This window comes from Pseudomonas sp. P179 (genome assembly GCF_000478485.2).
Lineage (GTDB): Bacteria > Pseudomonadota > Gammaproteobacteria > Pseudomonadales > Pseudomonadaceae > Pseudomonas > Pseudomonas aeruginosa.
The window spans coordinates 1,838,918-1,855,836 of sequence record NZ_KI517354.1; the positions used below are offsets into that span (position 1 = coordinate 1,838,918).

At 66.8% G+C, this 16,919-nt stretch carries 17 protein-coding genes; 2 read left to right on the top strand and 15 right to left on the bottom strand.

All coding sequences use genetic code 11. The features are described from left to right. The first annotated feature begins 344 nt into the window (after nt 1-344). A complete protein-coding gene (locus tag HMPREF1224_RS21105) occupies nt 345-749 on the top strand; it encodes a DUF4398 domain-containing protein (RefSeq protein WP_003092495.1) in 405 nt (134 codons plus the stop codon). A gap of 48 nt (nt 750-797) precedes the next feature. Then, nucleotides 798-1,583, top strand: coding sequence for a lipotoxin F family OmpA-related lipoprotein LptF (locus tag HMPREF1224_RS21110; RefSeq protein WP_003092499.1), 786 nt, complete (start codon nt 798-800; stop codon nt 1,581-1,583). A 75-nt stretch (nt 1,584-1,658) separates the two neighbouring features. Here the strand turns inward: HMPREF1224_RS21110 and HMPREF1224_RS21115 are convergent, their stop codons facing one another. From HMPREF1224_RS21115 to HMPREF1224_RS21185, 15 genes are all read right to left on the bottom strand, one after another. Continuing rightward, complete coding sequence (locus tag HMPREF1224_RS21115) at nt 1,659-2,180, bottom strand: O-acetyl-ADP-ribose deacetylase (protein ID WP_003122134.1); 522 nt, start codon at nt 2,178-2,180, stop codon at nt 1,659-1,661. Then, nucleotides 2,177-2,500, bottom strand: coding sequence for a PA3694 family proteiin (locus tag HMPREF1224_RS21120; protein ID WP_003092509.1), 324 nt, complete (start codon nt 2,498-2,500; stop codon nt 2,177-2,179). Before HMPREF1224_RS21120 ends, HMPREF1224_RS21115 begins: the two co-directional genes overlap by 4 nt. Continuing rightward, nucleotides 2,497-3,402, bottom strand: a complete 906-nt coding sequence (locus tag HMPREF1224_RS21125; protein WP_003103721.1) for an alpha/beta hydrolase — start codon at nt 3,400-3,402, stop codon at nt 2,497-2,499. The genes HMPREF1224_RS21120 and HMPREF1224_RS21125 overlap by 4 nt, the downstream gene beginning before the upstream one ends. Continuing rightward, complete coding sequence (locus HMPREF1224_RS21130) at nt 3,399-4,145, bottom strand: TIGR00266 family protein (RefSeq protein WP_010793371.1); 747 nt, start codon at nt 4,143-4,145, stop codon at nt 3,399-3,401. Before HMPREF1224_RS21130 ends, HMPREF1224_RS21125 begins: the two co-directional genes overlap by 4 nt. Nucleotides 4,146-4,213: 68 nt before the next feature. Beyond that, nucleotides 4,214-5,509: a flavohemoglobin expression-modulating QEGLA motif protein gene (locus tag HMPREF1224_RS21135; RefSeq protein ID WP_003092515.1), complete on the bottom strand. Its 1,296-nt coding sequence runs from the start codon at nt 5,507-5,509 to the stop codon at nt 4,214-4,216. A gap of 8 nt (nt 5,510-5,517) precedes the next feature. Beyond that, nucleotides 5,518-6,069, bottom strand: a complete 552-nt coding sequence (locus HMPREF1224_RS21140; protein ID WP_003103725.1) for a hypothetical protein — start codon at nt 6,067-6,069, stop codon at nt 5,518-5,520. 96 nt (nt 6,070-6,165) lie between these two features. Next, nucleotides 6,166-6,879 carry a TetR/AcrR family transcriptional regulator gene (locus HMPREF1224_RS21145; protein WP_003092520.1) on the bottom strand — a complete coding sequence of 238 codons (714 nt, stop codon included), beginning with the start codon at nt 6,877-6,879 and terminating at the stop codon, nt 6,166-6,168. Between the two features lie 211 nt (nt 6,880-7,090). Then, a complete protein-coding gene (lysS, locus tag HMPREF1224_RS21150; protein ID WP_003103728.1) occupies nt 7,091-8,596 on the bottom strand; it encodes a lysine--tRNA ligase in 1,506 nt (501 codons plus the stop codon). Between the two features lie 180 nt (nt 8,597-8,776). Next, nucleotides 8,777-9,872, bottom strand: a protein-coding gene (gene prfB / locus HMPREF1224_RS21155; protein ID WP_010895661.1) for a peptide chain release factor 2 whose coding sequence is annotated in 2 segments (ribosomal slippage) — nt 8,777-9,799 and nt 9,801-9,872 — 1,095 coding nt in all. Because the reading frame shifts where the segments join, the coding sequence is not laid out codon by codon here. Between the two features lie 122 nt (nt 9,873-9,994). Then, complete coding sequence (gene wspR, locus HMPREF1224_RS21160) at nt 9,995-11,038, bottom strand: Wsp signal transduction system regulator diguanylate cyclase WspR (RefSeq protein WP_003103734.1); 1,044 nt, start codon at nt 11,036-11,038, stop codon at nt 9,995-9,997. Between the two features lie 107 nt (nt 11,039-11,145). After that, nucleotides 11,146-12,153: a Wsp signal transduction system protein-glutamate methylesterase WspF gene (gene wspF, locus HMPREF1224_RS21165; RefSeq protein WP_003092534.1), complete on the bottom strand. Its 1,008-nt coding sequence runs from the start codon at nt 12,151-12,153 to the stop codon at nt 11,146-11,148. Then, nucleotides 12,150-14,459, bottom strand: a complete 2,310-nt coding sequence (wspE, locus tag HMPREF1224_RS21170) for a Wsp signal transduction system sensor histidine kinase WspE (RefSeq protein ID WP_003103736.1) — start codon at nt 14,457-14,459, stop codon at nt 12,150-12,152. The genes wspF and wspE overlap by 4 nt, the downstream gene beginning before the upstream one ends. Then, entirely contained in the window at nt 14,456-15,145 is a 690-nt protein-coding gene (locus HMPREF1224_RS21175) for a chemotaxis protein CheW (RefSeq protein ID WP_003103738.1), read from the bottom strand. The genes wspE and HMPREF1224_RS21175 overlap by 4 nt, the downstream gene beginning before the upstream one ends. Then, nucleotides 15,138-16,406, bottom strand: a complete 1,269-nt coding sequence (locus HMPREF1224_RS21180) for a CheR family methyltransferase (RefSeq protein WP_003113845.1) — start codon at nt 16,404-16,406, stop codon at nt 15,138-15,140. The genes HMPREF1224_RS21175 and HMPREF1224_RS21180 overlap by 8 nt, the downstream gene beginning before the upstream one ends. Beyond that, complete coding sequence (locus tag HMPREF1224_RS21185; RefSeq protein ID WP_003106290.1) at nt 16,403-16,918, bottom strand: chemotaxis protein CheW; 516 nt, start codon at nt 16,916-16,918, stop codon at nt 16,403-16,405. The genes HMPREF1224_RS21180 and HMPREF1224_RS21185 overlap by 4 nt, the downstream gene beginning before the upstream one ends. Between the last annotated feature and the right edge of the window lies 1 nt (nt 16,919).

The window sequence follows — 16,919 nt, forward strand, 5'->3', positions numbered from 1 at the left end:
GGGGCTTTTTTCTGCCCGAGTGTTCCGTCCTGGAGCGCTGCGGCAGTTGTGCGTTTCGTGGACTAGAGCCCTGTAGGACGGGCTTTAGTGAGCAGAGGTGGCGTTCTGCGACCACGCCGGAAGCCGACTGTTCAGTCAGAAAATTTCAGATTTTTTTTTGAACCCCTGAACCAGCGGGGGAGTCACTAAAAGTACATGGCCAATCGCCAAGCCCCTGAAACAGAGGCCTGGCAGAGGCTTGCTCAGTGAGCAGGAAGAAAAGACCGGAGGGCCGGAAACGCGCCCACGGTAATGGCCAGAGATGAAAGCCAAGGAATCAGCATCCCTGTCAGAGGAAATTTCCCATGGAGCAAAAAGCGATGAGCAAGCAACACACCGGTTCCCTGCGTGGCCTCAAGCTGGCCCTGCTGGCCGTAGGCAGCAGCCTGGTCCTGGCCGGCTGCGCCGGCAACCCGCCGACCGAGCAGTTCGCCGTGACCGAATCCGCGGTGAATAACGCGGTGAGCGCCGGCGGCCCGGAATATGCCCCGGTCGAGATGAAGTCCGCTCAGGACAAGCTGAGCCAGGCGCGCATCGCCATGAACGACAAGGAATACGACCAGGCCAAGCGCCTGGCGCAGCAGGCCGAGTGGGACGCCCGGGTCGCCGAGCGCAAGACCCAGGCCGCCAAGGCGCAGAAAGCCGTGAAGGATGCCCAGCAGGGCGTCATGGAACTGCGTGAGGAAGGCATGCGCGATACGCAGCACTAAGCCGGATTCCGCCCTTCTTTCGTCGATTCGTGATTAAGGATGACCCCTATGCGTAAGTACATTGCCCTCCCCGCCGTATCCCTGCTGGCCCTGGCGCTGGCCGCCTGCTCCACGCCGCCGAACGCCAACCTGGAACAGGCCCGCAGCAACTTCTCCGCGCTGCAGTCGCAGCCCGACGCGACCAAGGTCGCGGCCCTGGAAACCAAGGACGCCGGCGACTGGCTGGCCAAGGCCGACAAGGCCTACCAGGATGGCGAAGACCAGCGCGACGTGGACCAACTGGCCTACCTGACCAACCAGCGCATCGAACTGGCCAAGCAGACCATCGTCCTGCGCAATGCCGAGGCGCAGTTGCAGAACGCCTCCGCCCAGCGCGCCCAGGCCCGCCTCGACGCGCGCACCGCGCAACTGGACAAGCTGCGTAGCCAACTGAATGCCAAGCAGACCTCGCGCGGCACCATGGTGACCTTCGGCGACGTTCTGTTCGATCTCGACAAGTCCGACCTGAAGCCCGGCGCCATGCGCAACATCCAGCAACTGGCCGAGTTCCTCCAGCAGAACCCGGAGCGCCAGGTGATCGTAGAGGGCTACACCGATAGCACCGGTTCCGCCAACTACAACCAGCGCCTGTCCGAGCGTCGTGCCGACTCGGTGCGCATGGCCCTGCTCAGCCGCGGCATCAGCCCGGAACGCGTAGCCACCCGTGGCTACGGCAAGGAATATCCGGTGGCCAGCAACGGCACCAGCTCCGGCCGTGCCATGAACCGTCGGGTGGAAGTCACCATTTCCAACGACGCCAAGCCGGTCGCGCCACGCTCCTCCGTCAGCGGCTGATAAGCCCTACGGAAGCCCAAAAGCCCCGCCATCCGGCGGGGCTTTTTCATGGGCGGGGCTTGAGCTTTCCAGGTATCAGCGGGCCACAGGCCGCTCGCCGAGCAAGCGCTGGTAGCGCTCAGCCATCGAGCTATCGAAGGCAACCAGGACGATTTCCTCCAGGCTGCTGTGCGCCGGGCGTTGCCGGCAGACCTCTTCGACGGCGATGGCCGCGGCCTGCTCCAAGGGATAGCCGTAGATGCCGCAGCTGATGGCGGGGAACGCGACGCTGGCCGCCCCGGCCTGCTCGGCCAGCACCAGGCTGCGCCGGTAGCAGCTGGCCAGCAGCTCCGCTTCGCCGTTGTCGCCGCCGCGCCAGACCGGGCCGACGGTGTGGATCACGTGGGCCGCCGGCAGACGGAACCCACGGGTGATCTTCGCCTCGCCGGTCTTGCAACCGTGCAGCAGGCGGCAGGCCGCCACCAGTTCGGCACCGGCGGCGCGGTGGATGGCGCCGTCGACACCGCCCCCACCGAGCAGCGAGGAGTTCGCCGCGTTGACGATGGCATCCACCGCAAGACGGGTGATGTCTCCCTGCCAGACGCGGACCTCGGTCATTTCACTTCCTGCGGGACTTCCTGTCCGGCGCAGCGCACGGCGTGCTTCCTGTTGTCCACCAGCACGCCGGAAAGGCCCTTCTGCTCGGTGTCGAACAGCACCAGGACGCCATCGATGCACTGCGCGACCTGCTTGGCCGGCTCCAGGGACAGCTTCACATCTTCGCCGGGCAGGCTCTTCAGCATGGTGAAGTCGGCCAGCAACAGGGCGTCCTGCGGCTTGGCGAAATGCAGGTAGCCGTAGTACCAGAGCACGCCGACGGTGACGAAGATGGTACCGATGCCGGTCAGGATGCAGGGGAGTACGTTACGGTCGCTCATGGATTGCCTTCGGGTTTCGCGGATTCGCGGTTCGGGATTTCGGCCAGCCGGCGCAGGCCGGTGAAGCCATGGGGATCGTCGAGGAAGCGCAGCATCACTTCCTGCCAGGTCGCTTCGGCGAAGGTCTGCACGTGGCCGCCTCGGGTCAGTTGCAGGACCTTCGGCGGCCGCGCCTGGCGGTACAGGGCGATGCCGTTCTCGAGGGGCACAATGGTATCGTCGATGCTGTGAAAGAACAGCATGGGTGCGCCAGAAAGCCGCGCCACCGAATGGATGGCGCTGTCGTCGTCGGGCACCAGCCAGGACAGCGGCACCTGCAGCGGCCAGGTCAGCCAGGAACCGTCCAGCATGTGCCGGGCGATGCCGCGGTAGCTCGCCGGTACCCCGTCGAACACCAGCGCCTTGAACTGGCCCTGGCGCTGCGGATGCTCGGCCAGGTAGTGGATCGCCAGCGCGCCGCCGAGACTCTGCCCCAGCAGCACGCGCTCGGTGCCCTTCACCTCCGGCGCCTGGTCGAGCCAGGCGAACGCCGCGTCGATGTCGCGGTAGACCTCCGGCAGTCCCGGCTGGCCCTCCGACTGGCCGTAGCCGCGATAGTCGAGCATCAGCACCTGGTAGCCCTCGGCGGGCAGCCACCACGTGCCGCCGAGGTGCCAGGACAGGTTGCCGCCGTTGCCGTGCAGGTAGAGCACGGTGCCTTTCACCGGCACGCCTTTCTTCGCCGGCAGCCACCAGGCGCGCAGGCGCACGCCGTCGGCGGTGGTCAGGGTGACGTCGCGGTACTCCAGCCCGGCGCGCGCCGGAGTGATCTGCACCACCGGCTCGGGATAGAACAGCAGCGAACTGCAGCCACCGAGGAACAGCGCGCCGAGTACCAGCAGCGGGATCAGCAGGCGCTTCATCCGTTGTTGGTCCTTACCTCTTCGCGGGCGCGAAAGGTGGCGTCGTAGATGCGCCCGGCCAGGCGCGAGAACGGCAGGCTCTGCAGCCAGACGGTGCCGCTGCCCTTGAGGGTGGTCAGCAGCAATCCTTCGCCGCCGAACAGCATGCTCTTCAGGCCGCCGGCCAGTTGCACGTCGTAGTCGATACCGTCGGTGAAGGCCACCAGGCAACCGGTGTCGACCCGCAGCGTCTCGCCATTCAACTGGCGGCGGATCAGCGTGCCGCCGGCGTGGACGAAGACCAGGCCATCGCCCTCGAGCTTCTGCAGGATGAAGCCCTCGCCGCCGAAGAAACCGGCGCCCAGGCGCTTGGTGAAGGCGATGCCGACCCGGGTGCCATAGGCTGCGCAGAGGAACGAGTCCTTCTGGCAGAACAGGCGCCCGCCGACATCGTCCAGGTCCACCGCCACCACGCTGCCCGGATAGGGCGCGGCAAAGGCCACGTGCTGCTTGCCCTGGCCTTCGTTGGTGAAGTGGGTCATGAACACCGACTCGCCACCGAGCTTGCGCTTGCCGGCGCTCCACAGCTTGCCCAGCAGGCTGTCGTCGGAGCCGTCGCCCATCCGCGCGGTGAAGCGGATGTCGCCGGTCATGTAGTTCATTGCCCCGGCCTCGGCGATCACGGTTTCCCCGGGGTCGAGTTCGATCTCCACGGTCTGCATGGATTCGCCGAGGATGCGGTAGTCGAGTTCGTGGCTGGCCATCGCCGTTCTCCTTGCTTGCCGGCCGACCGCCCGCGCGCACCGGGAAAGACCGGCACGGCGGGGAACGGTCAGAGGATGTTCGCGTAGTCCGCTTCGATGCGGTCCAGGCTGAGGTGGTTGAGGAAGTTCGAGAAGCACATCCAGGCCGACAGCGCGTTGAGGTCGCGGAACTGCGGCGGCAGGTACTTCGGCGGCGCCACCAGGCCCTCGTCCACCAGTTGGCGCAGGGTGCGCATGTCTTCCAGGGTGGTCTTGCCGCAGAACAGCAGGGGGATCTGTTCGAGCTTGCCCTTGCGCACGGCGAGCTGGATGTAGTTGTAGATGAGGATGAAGCCCTTCAGGTAGGACAGGTCCTTGGTGAACGGCAGGCCATCCGGGGTCGAGCCGCGGAAGACCCGGCTGGCGTTCTGGTAGCTGTCCTCCAGGCTGTAGCCCTGCTCGCGGTAGAAGTGGAACACGTCGAGGAAATCGGCGCCCTCCTCGGCCATGTGGATCGCCCGGGTGCGATTGGTCAGCTTGCGCAGGCGGGTCGGGTAGGAGGCGAAGGCGATCACCTCCATCAGGATCGCCAGGCCTTCCTGGGTCACGGTGGAGGACGGCGGTCCCTTGGCGAGGAAGGTGCAGATCGGCTGGCTCAGGCCGTTCAGGGTGGTGCCGACGTGCACCAGGCCCTCGTGGACCTCCAGCGCGCGCACGTCGCGCTCGTTGAACAGGGCGTCGGCGCGTACCTTGATGTAGTCGGCGCCGGCCGCCGCGTCGGCGACGATGCCGTCGGACTCGAACACGCGGATGGTGCCCTCCTCCTCGCCGAACACGGTGTTCAGCCGCGCCTGGAGGATCGGTACGACCTCCTTGGCGGTCAGGGTCTTGGGTTCGTCCTTGAGATCGCCGCGGTCGGCGATGTTGTTCAGGTAGTCGGAGAGCATCAGGCCGAGGTCGGCCAGGGTCGGATCGCCGGCATGGAAGGCGTCCGAGGCCGAGCCGTAGAGTTCCTGGGAGATCAGCCCGAGGTCCGGGGTGCCGCGCGCCTCGAGCATGCGAATGACCATTCGGTATTCCTTGCACATCCGCCGCATGATCTGCCCGACCGGGTTGAACTGGCCCAACTGGCGGGTGATGTCGCGCTCGATGTTCTGGAATTCCTGCTTCTTGGCGCTGGCGTCGAAGGCCAGCGGGCGGCTGTCGTAGTAGCCGCGATCGACCTTCGGCGCATGCTTGCCGCGGCCCTTGAGGAAGTCCTGGCGGATCCCGTCGTCCCATTTGATCGCATCCAGCACGCGGATCGGCGTCTGCGCCTCGACGATGCGATCGGACAGGGAGCGGATGATCTTCTGGTAGTCGTTCTGCGCCTTGCGCTGGCTCATCGGCAATCTCATTGGGTGACCCGCTGGAAGCGGGCGGCCTCGACGAACACGTCGGAATTGGCGGGATCGTTCAGGTAGGCGAAGACCTTCGCCAACGGGCTGCGCACCAGCGCGCCCTTGCCCTGATCGCTGTCGACGGTCTCGCCGTCGAGCTGGCCGGCGCCGAGGTCCTCGACGATGCGCTCGACGTCGAGGTTGTAGATCACCAGCTCGTCACCGTCGGTGATCTCGAAGCCGGCGATGATGAAGTTGCCGCCCAGGCTCTTCGGCAGGCCGGCCGACAGGTACCAGCGCTTGCCCTGGTGGGAGACGGTGAAGCCGTAGTCTTCCAGGCTCTCGGTATTGTCCTTGCTGTCCACGTAGCTGAGCGCACGGTAGACATTGCTGCCGGAACGGGTGATCTCCAGGAATTGTTCTTCCTTCCACTCGTTCTCGCGGCTCCAGGTCCCGAGCAGATGGCTCGGCGCCGCCTCGCGCGGCGGTATCGGCTCCTTGAAGGTGACCAGGCAACCGCCCAACAGCAGGAAACTCAGGACCACCAGGCAACGCCAGGCTTTCATCACACGCTCCTTAGGAACCCTCCGCAACCTGCGACCGGCTGGCCGAGGGAAGGTTCGGGTATGAAAAACCCCGCCATGGCGGGGTTGACGCTCAGGTCACAGGCCCATGACCAGATTCAGGTACCGTCTGAGTATGGCGCGCATTTCGTCCACGGCCAGTTGCTCGACCCCGTCCACGAGGCCCTGATATTCCATCTGCAGAATAATCGACGTCAACACCTTGGCGTCCTGCTCGGGCTGCCCGGAACCGAGCACCTGGAAGAAATGCACGGCGCCGAGGGAGAGAATCCGCTGGTGGGCATCGGCCAGTTCGCGCAGGCGCGGGTTGAGCAACGCCTCCTGGCGGAAGGCCTGCTCGGCCAGCAGGTGCTCGCGGCGCTCGGTGAGCTGGACCTGGACATACTGCACGGCAAGCTCGACGATCCGTTCCACCAGCGAGCCACGGGCGCCGGGGTCGTCGGCCAGCACCGCGGCCATCTCCTGGAGGTCGCCCTCCACGCTGCTCCAGAACGCCGACAGCGCCTCTGCGTTGCGCTCGACGAAGAGGGCGAAGGTGTCGGTGATGAGATCGTCGATGTCCTTGAAGTAGTAGGTGGTGGCCGACAACGGCACCTGGGCCTCGGCGGCCACCGCGCGGTGGCGCACGGCCCGTACGCCGTCGCGGACGATCAGGCGCATGGCGGCATCGAGAATCGCCTGGCGCCGCTGCTCGCTGCCCTGGCGGCTGGCCTTGCGGCCCTGGTAACGAACGCTTTCGGCTACCGCGCTGGCGGCCTGCGCGGCGCTGTCTCTGGGAGCTACTCGGGACACGGTGTTTCCTCCGCTCGCGGACGATGGGGCATTGTTCGGACTTTTTCGCGTGGAATCAATCGGCCGCTATCGGGGAAGCTCCGATCCCACCCGCACCTTCCGTGGTCAGCCGGCGGATCGGCGGCTATCGGCCCCTGACCCGGCGGCCGGGACACCGCGCGGCCATGAAAAAACCGCCCGAAGGCGGCTTTTCCATGGACTGTTGCGGCGCTCAGGCCTGCGGGCGCATGTGCGGGAACAGGATCACGTCGCGGATCGACGGCGAGTTGGTCAGCAGCATCACCAGGCGGTCGATGCCGATGCCTTCGCCGGCGGTCGGCGGCATGCCGTATTCCAGGGCATTGATGAAGTCGGCGTCGTAGTGCATCGCCTCGTCGTCGCCGGCGTCCTTCTCCTTGACCTGCAACATGAAGCGCTCGGCCTGGTCCTCGGCGTCGTTCAGCTCGGAATAGGCATTGGCGATCTCGCGGCCGCCGATGAACAGCTCGAAGCGGTCGGTGACGCTCGGGTCTTCGTCGTTGCGGCGGGCCAGCGGCGAAACCTCGAAGGGGTAGCGGGTGATGAAGTGCGGCTGCTCCAGCTTGTGCTCCACCAGTTCCTCGAAAATCATCACCTGCAGCTTGCCCAGGCCTTCGTGGCCGAGGACCTTGGCGCCGGCCTTCTTGGCGATGGCCCGCGCCTTCTCGACGTCGTTGAGGTCGGCGGCGGTGATCTCCGGGTTGTACTTGAGGATCGAATCGAACACCGACAGGCGCACGAACGGCTCGCCGAAGTGGAAGACCTTGTCGCCGTAGGGCACGTCGGTGGTACCGAGTACCGCCTGAGCCAGTTCGCGGAACAGTTCCTCGGTCAGGTCCATGTTGTCTTCGTAGTCGGCGTAGGCCTGGTAGAACTCGAGCATGGTGAACTCGGGGTTGTGCCGGGTCGAGACGCCTTCGTTACGGAAGTTGCGGTTGATCTCGAAGACCTTCTCGAAACCGCCGACCACCAGGCGCTTGAGGTACAGCTCCGGGGCGATGCGCAGGAACATGGCCATGTCCAGCGCGTTGTGATGGGTCTCGAACGGCTTGGCCGCGGCGCCGCCGGGGATGGTCTGCAGCATCGGGGTCTCCACTTCGAGGAAACCGCGCTCGCTGAGGAAACGGCGGATGTGGGCGATGACCTGGGAACGCACGCGGAAGGTGTGGCGGGTTTCCTCGTTGACCATCAGGTCGACGTAGCGCTGGCGGTAGCGCTGCTCGGTGTCGGTCAGGCCATGGTGCTTGTCCGGCAGCGGACGCAGCGACTTGGTCAGCAGGCGCACGCTGGTCATGTCGACGTACAGGTCGCCCTTGCCCGAGCGGGCCAGCACGCCTTCGGCGCCGATGATGTCGCCCAGGTCCCAGGTCTTGATCTCGGCCAGGGTTTCTTCCGGCAGGGTCTTGCGGTTGACGTAGACCTGCAGGCGCTCGCTGCTGTCCTGGAGGACGATGAAGGAACCGCGGTTGAGCATGATCCGACCGGCCACCTTGACCGGGATCGCTGCGGCTTCCAGCTCTTCCTTGGTCTTGTCGGCGTACTGTTTCTGCAGGTCCGCGAAGTAGGCGTCGCGGCGGAAGTCGTTGGGAAAGGCGATGGCCCGGGCTTCGCGCACGGCGGCAAGTTTTTCCTTGCGCTGGGCGATCAGCTTGTTTTCTTCCTGTTGCAGTTCGTGCTGGTCGAGTTGTTGGTCGCTCATGGTCTTGGTGGTTCCTGGTTAGGCTCTCTTGCCTGTGGAAACGGATTGCGCAACAGGGGCGAAAAGCGTAGCGAACGCCGGCCAGGCAAGGCGGGAAATGGCGAGGACACGGAGTTCACGATCGTAAAAAACGAGCAGTCCGAACCATTTTCCAACGCGGCCTGGCCAGGCGCAGCAGCTTTACAGCCCCTGTTTGAGGCTGGCTTCGAGGTATTCGTCTAGATCGCCGTCGAGCACCTTGTCGCAGTCGCTGCGCTCGATACCGGTACGCAGGTCCTTGATCCGCGACTGGTCGAGCACGTAGGAGCGGATCTGGTGGCCCCAGCCGATGTCGGACTTGGAGTCCTCCAGGGCCTGGGACGCGGCGGTACGCTTCTGCATTTCCAGCTCGTACAACTTGGCCCGCAGCATCTTCATCGCGGTGTCCTTGTTGGCGTGCTGGGAGCGTTCGTTCTGGCACGCCACCACGGTATTGGTCGGCACGTGGGTGATCCGCACCGCCGAATCGGTGGTGTTCACGTGCTGACCGCCCGCACCGGAGGAGCGGTAGGTATCGATGCGCAGGTCGGCCGGGTTGATCTCGATCTCGATGTTGTCGTCGATTTCCGGCGATACGAACACCGCGGTGAACGAGGTGTGGCGACGGTTGCCGGAGTCGAACGGACTCTTGCGCACCAGGCGGTGCACGCCGATCTCGGTGCGCAGCCAGCCGAAGGCGTACTCGCCCTTGATGTGCACGGTGGCGCCCTTGATGCCGGCGACCTCGCCCTCGGACAGCTCGATGATAGTGGCGTCGAAGCCGTGCTTGTCGGCCCAGCGCAGGTACATGCGCAGCAGCATGTTGGCCCAGTCCTGGGCCTCGGTGCCGCCGGAGCCGGCCTGGATGTCCAGGTAGGCGTTGTTCGGGTCCATCTCGCCGCTGAACATGCGGCGGAACTCCAGCTTCTCGAGGATCTCGCGCAGACGCTCGACTTCGTTGGCAACGTCGTCGACGGCGCCCTCGTCGTCTTCCTCGACCGCCATGTCCAGCAGGTCGCGGGAGTCGGCCAGGCCGCTGGTCAGGTCGTCCAGGGTTTCCACCACCTGCGCCAGCTGGGCGCGCTCGCGGCCGAGGTTCTGGGCGTATTCGGGGTTGTTCCAGACGTTGGGGTCTTCGAGCTCGCGGTTTACTTCGACCAGGCGATCATGCTTCTGATCGTAGTCAAAGATACCCCCGAATGGTCTGGGTGCGCTCGGAGAGGTCCTTGATGCTGTTGAGGATCGGGTTGATTTCCATGGCTGGCGCTCACTCGCGGGAAAACGTCGAAAAGCTGCGAAGTATACTGCACTTGCGCCCCACAGGCAGTACGCCGGCCTCTATTTAATGCCGGCCGGCGACGCATGGCCGCCGCGCGCCGCTCAGCCCGCCGGGGCCGGCGGCACCGGCTGTTCCATCAGGCCGACCTGGTTGCGGCCATTGTTCTTGGCCTGGTAGAGCGCCTGGTCGGCCATCTCGATGAGAACCCGGAAGGTTTGCCCGCCGCCGCCCGGCACCAGGGTGCTGACGCCGATGCTGACGGTCAGGTGCGAGCCCGGGCGTGGCTGGTCGTGGCTGATCTGCAGGCTCTCCACCGTGCGCCGGACCTTCTCCGCCAGCAACCGTGCGCCGCCCGGCGAGGTGCCCGGGAGGACCATGGCGAACTCCTCGCCGCCGTACCGAGCCGCCAGGTCCGAGGAGCGACTGCAGCCCTCGCGGATGGCCCCGGCGACCTGGCGCAGGGCCTCGTCGCCGGCGACGTGGCCGAAGGTGTCGTTGTAGCTCTTGAAATAGTCCACGTCGATCATCAGCAGCGACAGTTGCGACTGCTCGCGCAGCGAGCGGCGCCACTCCATCTCCAGGTATTCGTCGAAGTGACGACGGTTGGAGAGCCCGGTCAGGCCGTCGGAGTTCATCAGCCGCTGCAGCACCAGGTTGGTCTCCAGCAACTGCTGCTGGCTCTCGCGCAGCGCCCGATAGGCCTCGTCGCGTTGCTGCAGGGCGATGTACGAACGCGAGTGGTAGCGGATCCGCGCCACCAGCTCGATGGCGTCCGGCAGCTTGACCAGGTAGTCGTTGGCGCCGGCGGCGAACGCCGCGCTCTTCACCGTCGGCTCTTCCTTGGTCGACAGGACGATGATCGGGATGTCGCGGGTCGCCGGGTTGCCGCGGTAGGCAGCGAGCAGCGTGAGGCCGTCGACGCCGGGCATCACCAGGTCCTGGAGGATCACCGTCGGCTTGATCTGGTTGGCCACCGCCACCGCCTGCTGCGGATCGGAACAGAAATGGAAGTCGATGCCCGCCTCGCTCGCCAGTGAGCGACGCACAGCCTCTCCGATCATGGCCTGATCATCGACAAGCAGTACCATGACCGCGCCGTCCAGAGGGGCGCCCAGGTCGGTCTTGCTCTCATGAGGGTTGTGCATGTTTCTCTCCGGGACCGGGGCCCCTCGTATCAAATTGAATGCTGTTCCACGCACCGCCGCGGCGGGCGCCGGCGCCTACCCTGGCGCCTGGCCGGAGTCGAACCCGGCTAATCGAATACCTCCGCCAGGCGCGGGGCGATCTTTTCCAGGGAAAGGATCTGCACCGCTGCATCGATCGCCGCCGCGGCCTTCGGCATCCCGTAGACTGCGCAACTGGCCTGGTCCTGGGCGATGGTGAGGAAACCGCGCTCGCGCATCTGCTTGAGGCCCTGGGCGCCGTCGCGGCCCATGCCGGTCAGCAGCACGCCCACGGCATCGCCACGCCAGTAGTTCGCCACGCTCTCGAAAAACACGTCGATGGACGGCCGGTAGACGAAAGAACGCGGTTCGGCGGTGTACACCAGCGAACCGTTGCGCAGCAGGCGGATGTGATTGTTGGTCCCCGCCAGCAGGATCTGCCCCGGTATCGGCGGCTCGCCATCGCGCGCCAGGCGCACCGGCAGCTTCGATTCGCTGGCCAGCCATTCGGCCATGCCGGCGGCGAATACCTCGTCGACATGCTGCACCAGCACCACTGCGGCATTGAAACTGGCCGGCAGTTGCTTGAGCAACACCGCGAGCGACGCCGGACCGCCAGCCGAAGCGCCGATCGCCACCAGACGCTGGCGCGCCCCGCCGGCCTTCGGCGGCACCACCTGGACCTTGCCACGGTTATCGCGCTGGCCGATCAGCCAGCCGACGTTCTGAATCTTGCGCAACAACGGCGCCGCCGCCGTTTGCGGGTTGCCGATGCCCAGCGCCGGCGTGTTCACCGCATCGAGCGCCCCATATCCCATCGCTTCGAAAACCCGGTGCACATTCTGCTCGATATCGACGGTAACAATCACGATCGCGCAAGGACTTTCCGCCATGATCCGACGAGTTGCCTCGACGCCGTCCATCACCGGCATGAGCAGGTCCATCAGCACCACGTCGGGCGTATCGGCGGCGCACTGGGTCACCGCCTCGGCACCGTTGCTGGCGACCCAGACGATCTGGTGCTGCGGCTCGAAGGCCAGCGCGCGGCGCAGCGCCTCGACGGCCAACGGCATGTCATTGACGATTCCGATCCTCAACCCTGTGCTTCTCCGATCAGGACGACGACGGCATCCAGCAAGGCCTCATCGTGGAAACTGGCCTTCGCCAGATAATAGTCGGCGCCGGCGTCGAGACCGCGCCGACGGTCCTCCTCACGATCCTTGTAGGACACCACCATCACCGGCAGCGACTGCAGGCGGCTGTCGCGACGCACCAGGGTGACCAGTTCGATACCGTCCATACGCGGCATGTCGATATCGGTGATGAGCAGGTCGAAATGCTCCGAGCGCAGGGCGTTCCAGCCGTCCATGCCATCCACCGCCACTGCCACGTCGTAGCCGCGGCCGAGCAGGAGCTTGCGTTCCAGCTCACGCACCGTGAGCGAGTCGTCGACCACCAGGATGCGCTTGCGTTGCGCCCCGCCGGCCTGCCGCCGGCTGCGATCGATGCGCTCCAGGCGGCCGCTGCTGAGCAGCTTGCCGACCGAATGCAGGAGGTCCTCGACGTCCAGGATCAGCACCGGCGAACCGTCGTCCAGCAAGGCGCCGGCGGAAACGTCGCGCACCTTGCCCAGGCGGGGATCGAGAGGCATCACCACCAGGGTACGCTCGCCGACGAAACGCTCCACGGCGACGCCGTAGACCGCATCGCGGTCGCGCACCACCACTACCGGGATGGCCCCTTCGGTGCGGCTGCTCTCGGGCCGCTGCAGCAGTTGCGCAGCCGAGACCAGGCCGACATGGCGACCCTCGTACCAGAAGTGCTGGCGACCTTCGAGCTGGACGATCTCCTCCGCTTCCAGCTCGCACATGCGCTCGATGTGCGCCAGCGGGAAGGCGTAGGCCTCCTCGCCGATCTCCACCACCAGGCTGCGCACCACGGACAGGGTCAGCGGCACCTCGACGTGAAACAGCGCTCCCTGCCCCTGGCGTTGCTCCATGCGCACGCCGCCGCGCAACTGGCGGACCATGTGCTGCACGGCGTCCAGTCCGACGCCGCGACCGGACACCTCGGTGACCTGCTCGCGCATGCTGAAGCCGGGCAGGAAGAGAAACGCCAGGAGTTCCTCCTCGCTCAGTTGCGCCACGGTCTCGGCGGTGGCGAACTGGCGATTGAGCACGGTCTCGCGCAGGCGCTGCAGATCGATGCCGCCGCCGTCGTCGCTCAGTTCCAGGACCAGCATGCCGGCGTGGTGGCGGGCGCGGATGGTGATCCTGCCCTCGGCCGGCTTGCCGGCGGCGAGGCGGGTTTCCGGCGCCTCGATACCGTGATCGACGGCATTGCGTAGCAGGTGGGTGAGCGGCGCTTCGAGTTTTTCCAGGACATCCCGGTCGACCTGGGTGCTTTCGCCCTCGACCAGCAGGCGCACCTGCTTGCCCAGCGAGCGGCCCAGGTCGCGAACCATCCGCGCCTGGCCGCTAAGGACGTCGGCGAATGGCCGCATCCGCGAGGCCAGCGCCGCGTCGTAGAGCACCTGGGCACGCTGGCCGCCCTGCCAGGCGAACTCGTCGAGATCGGCGATGTGCTGCACCAGCATCTGCTGGCATTCGCCAATCAGTTGCCGCGCCTCGCCGAGCATGGCCTGGGCCTGCGGGTCGAGGGCGGTTTCCTGGACCGTCTCGCGTACCACGTCGAGCGCGCGGCTGGCGCTGGACTGCAGGCGACGCAGGCGTTGCAGGGAATCGGCCAGCGGCTTGATGCGCTGGAACTCCACCAGCGACTTGCTGGAGATATCCAGCAGCCGGTCCAGGCGTTCGGCGGTGACCCGCAGGACCCGGCTGCGGCGCTCCTCGGCCTGTTCGCCGCCCGCCTGCCCGGCGGGCTCCTCGTCGTTGTCGTCGCTGGCGGCCGCTGACGCCGCTGGCGGCGCCTCGGGGACCGCTTCCGGCAGACCGGGAGTCGTCGCCGGCAGCTCCGCGCGGGCCAGCGGCAGGCCGCTGCGCACCAGGCCTTCGAGGCGCAGCACCAGGCCGTCGATCTCTTCCCGCCCGGCGCCTTCGGCCCAGCCTGCGTCGCCGGCTGGCGGGGTGCCGATACGCAGCAACAGGTCGCAGCCCTGGAGCAACGCATCGATATGTTCCGATTGCAGGAGCAGGCGTCCGTCCTGCGCCTCCACCAGGCAATCCTCCATGACGTGCGCCACGCGCACGCCGGCGTCCAGCCCGACGATACGCGCCGCGCCTTTCAGCGAGTGCGCGGCGCGCATGCAGGCTTCCAGTTGGTCGGCCTGGGTCGGGCTGCGCTCCAGCGCCATCAGGCCGGCGTTGAGCACCTGGGTCTGGGCCTCCGCCTCGAGCCGGAACAGCTCGAGCAGCGACGCGTCTCTCATCTGGTCCGGGGTCATGCCAGGCTCCGCGCTACGGCTTGCAGGAGAGGGCCTTCGTCGAGCAGGGTGATGCTCCGCTCGCGCCATTGCAGCACGCCGGCCACGTGCCGGCGCGAGGCCTGGCCGTCGGCGTGGTTGGGCGGCAGTATCCGCGCCAGCGGAATCGCATGGATGCCGTCGACTTCCTCCACCGGCGCCACCACCGGACCGCCGGCGGCGGAAATGATCAGCATGCGCGGAACCACCCGGCGCTCGCTGACCGGCGCGGCGCCGGGTTCGAGATCCAGCAGTTCGCCGAGGGAAAGGCAGGCGACCAGCGCGCCGCGCACGTTGGTCACCCCTTGCAGGGCGCGCGAGCGCTGGTGCGGCAGGGAATGGATAGGATTCATCGGCGCCACTTCCACCAGGCTGCCGGTGGCCAGGCCGAACCACTCTTCGCCCAGGCGGAACACCAGGATCGAACGCGTCTCGCCGAGGTCGCTCTGTTCGCGCTGGCTGTCCATCGTTTCGGCGCTGTCGAGCTGGTCCTGGCGCAGGGCGATGCGGTCCAGCAAGTAGGTCGCCGCGGCAGCGTAAACCTCGCAGTTGCGGCAATGGACATGCTCGGCCAGGCGTTCGCAGGACTTGTCGCCATGCACGCCGATGCGGTTCCAGCAGTCATCCACCTGTTGGGTATCGAGCAAGGTCAGGCTCGCCTCAACCATCTTTGTTCACTCCACGGGCCGCACGTTGCTGCAGGCGCCGGGCGCCGGCATGGTCGCCGCGAGCGGCGAGCAGCGCCGCCAGGTGCGCCAGCGCCTCGGCGTGCTGCGGCTCCAGGTACAGGGCCTTGCGGTAGAAATCCTGGGCTTCCTGCTCCTGCCCGGCGACATCGCTGAGCAGCCCGAGCCAGTAGAAGACCGTGGCCGACGGCCCACGCGCGGCCAGTTGGCGCTCGCAGGCGGCGCGCGCCTCGCGGTGCTGGCCGGCATCCGCCAGGCGGGCGATTTCGTCGAACTCGCCGACGGGACTGGCGAGGGGCTGGCCGCTGGCTGGTGGAACCAGGCTGGACAGCCGCTGGCGCGGTTTCGCCGGTGGCGGCGGCGAAGGCCGAATACTCGCACGCTCCACGGCGGCGGCAACCACCGGGCGCGCTCCGTCGCTCACCGCCTTGGGCCGCGCGCCGCGGGGCGCCTCGCTGGTCCGGCGGAACACGAAAGACAGCGGCACGCCGATCGGCTGCATGCCATGCTGGCTGAGCAGGCTCGCCTCGGCTGGTCCGATGAACATCGCGCCGTCCGGCCGCAACAGGCGCTTGAGCACCTCGACCACCTCGCTCTGGGTCGGGCGGTCGAAATAGATCAGCAGGTTGCGACAGAACACGAAATCGTAGGGTGCCTCGCCCGCCAGTAGCCCGGGATCGAGCAAATTGCCGCAGCGGAAGCGCACCTTGCGGCGAACCTGCTCGGCCAACTGGTAGCCCTCGGCAACCTCGCTGAAATGGCGGTCGCGAAACCCCAGTTCGTCGCCGCGGAAGGAATTCCTGCCGTACACCCCGAGGCTGGCGCGCTCGATCACCCGAGCGCTGACGTCGAGGGCGTCGACCTCGAACAGGTACTCGGAGAGCCCGGCATCGAGCAAGGCCATGACGATGGAATACGGCTCCTCGCCGGTGGAACAGGGCAGGCTGAGGATCCTTAGCGCGCGTCCGCCGCCCAGGCTCGGCAGGCGCTCGAAGGCCAGCCTGGCGAGGGTGGTGAACGACTCCGGGTAGCGGAAGAACCAGGTCTCCGGCACCACCACCGCTTCGATCAGCGCCTGCACCTCGCCCGGCGAGCCGTTCAGGCGCATCCAGTATTCGTCCTCGTCGTGCAGCGCGAGGCCGCTCATGCGCTGGCGTACCGCGCGCTCGATCACCGCGCTGCCCACCGAGCTGGCATCCAGGCCGATCCTGCTCTTGAGCAGGCGTTCGAAGCGATCGTTCATGCCGTCCCCTCGCCGCACTCCGGCGGGAACAGCAGGGCGCGCACTTCGTCGGGCAGCAATGCCTCGACCCGCACCCATTGCACCAGTCCCCGTGGTCCTTCATAGACCGGACCGAGATAGCGGGCCCCGCCGTTGTCCAGGCCATAGTCGCGGAACGCCGACGGTTCGCAGCGCAGGGTATCGGTGGCCTGTTCGAGGATCAGTCCGAGCCAGACCGGCTCCCGGTCCTGGCGGGCGCGGTATTCGACCAGCACGATGCGCGTGCTGGTGCGGGCCAGCGCCGCGCGGCCGAAGGCCATTGCGCAGAGGTCGAGCACCGGGACCAGGACGCCGCGATGGGAGAACACCCCGGCGACCCATTCCGGCGCCTCCGGAATGCGCTTCAGGCGCAGCAGCGGCAGCACTTCGACCACTTCGCGGGCATCCAGGGCATAGCGGTCGCCTTCCATGCGGAACAGCAGGAACAGCTTGCTGGTGCGTCGATGATCGCCGGTGGAGCGGGACACGGTCACA

Excerpts from the sequence above, each read along its gene's own strand:
- HMPREF1224_RS21115 (WP_003122134.1), bottom strand. The coding sequence starts at position 2,180 with ATGACCGAGGTCCGCGTCTGGCAGGGAGACATCACCCGTCTTGCGGTG.
- wspR (WP_003103734.1), bottom strand. The coding sequence starts at position 11,038 with ATGCACAACCCTCATGAGAGCAAGACCGACCTGGGCGCCCCTCTGGAC.
- HMPREF1224_RS21175 (WP_003103738.1), bottom strand. The coding sequence starts at position 15,145 with ATGGTTGAGGCGAGCCTGACCTTGCTCGATACCCAACAGGTGGATGAC.
- HMPREF1224_RS21140 (WP_003103725.1), bottom strand. The coding sequence starts at position 6,069 with ATGAAAGCCTGGCGTTGCCTGGTGGTCCTGAGTTTCCTGCTGTTGGGC.
- HMPREF1224_RS21105 (WP_003092495.1), top strand. The coding sequence starts at position 345 with ATGGAGCAAAAAGCGATGAGCAAGCAACACACCGGTTCCCTGCGTGGC.
- wspE (WP_003103736.1), bottom strand. The coding sequence starts at position 14,459 with ATGACCCCGGACCAGATGAGAGACGCGTCGCTGCTCGAGCTGTTCCGG.
- HMPREF1224_RS21120 (WP_003092509.1), bottom strand. The coding sequence starts at position 2,500 with ATGAGCGACCGTAACGTACTCCCCTGCATCCTGACCGGCATCGGTACC.
- HMPREF1224_RS21125 (WP_003103721.1), bottom strand. The coding sequence starts at position 3,402 with ATGAAGCGCCTGCTGATCCCGCTGCTGGTACTCGGCGCGCTGTTCCTC.
- HMPREF1224_RS21180 (WP_003113845.1), bottom strand. The coding sequence starts at position 16,406 with ATGAACGATCGCTTCGAACGCCTGCTCAAGAGCAGGATCGGCCTGGAT.
- HMPREF1224_RS21135 (WP_003092515.1), bottom strand. The coding sequence starts at position 5,509 with ATGAGCCAGCGCAAGGCGCAGAACGACTACCAGAAGATCATCCGCTCC.
- HMPREF1224_RS21130 (WP_010793371.1), bottom strand. The coding sequence starts at position 4,145 with ATGGCCAGCCACGAACTCGACTACCGCATCCTCGGCGAATCCATGCAG.
- lysS (WP_003103728.1), bottom strand. The coding sequence starts at position 8,596 with ATGAGCGACCAACAACTCGACCAGCACGAACTGCAACAGGAAGAAAAC.
- HMPREF1224_RS21110 (WP_003092499.1), top strand. The coding sequence starts at position 798 with ATGCGTAAGTACATTGCCCTCCCCGCCGTATCCCTGCTGGCCCTGGCG.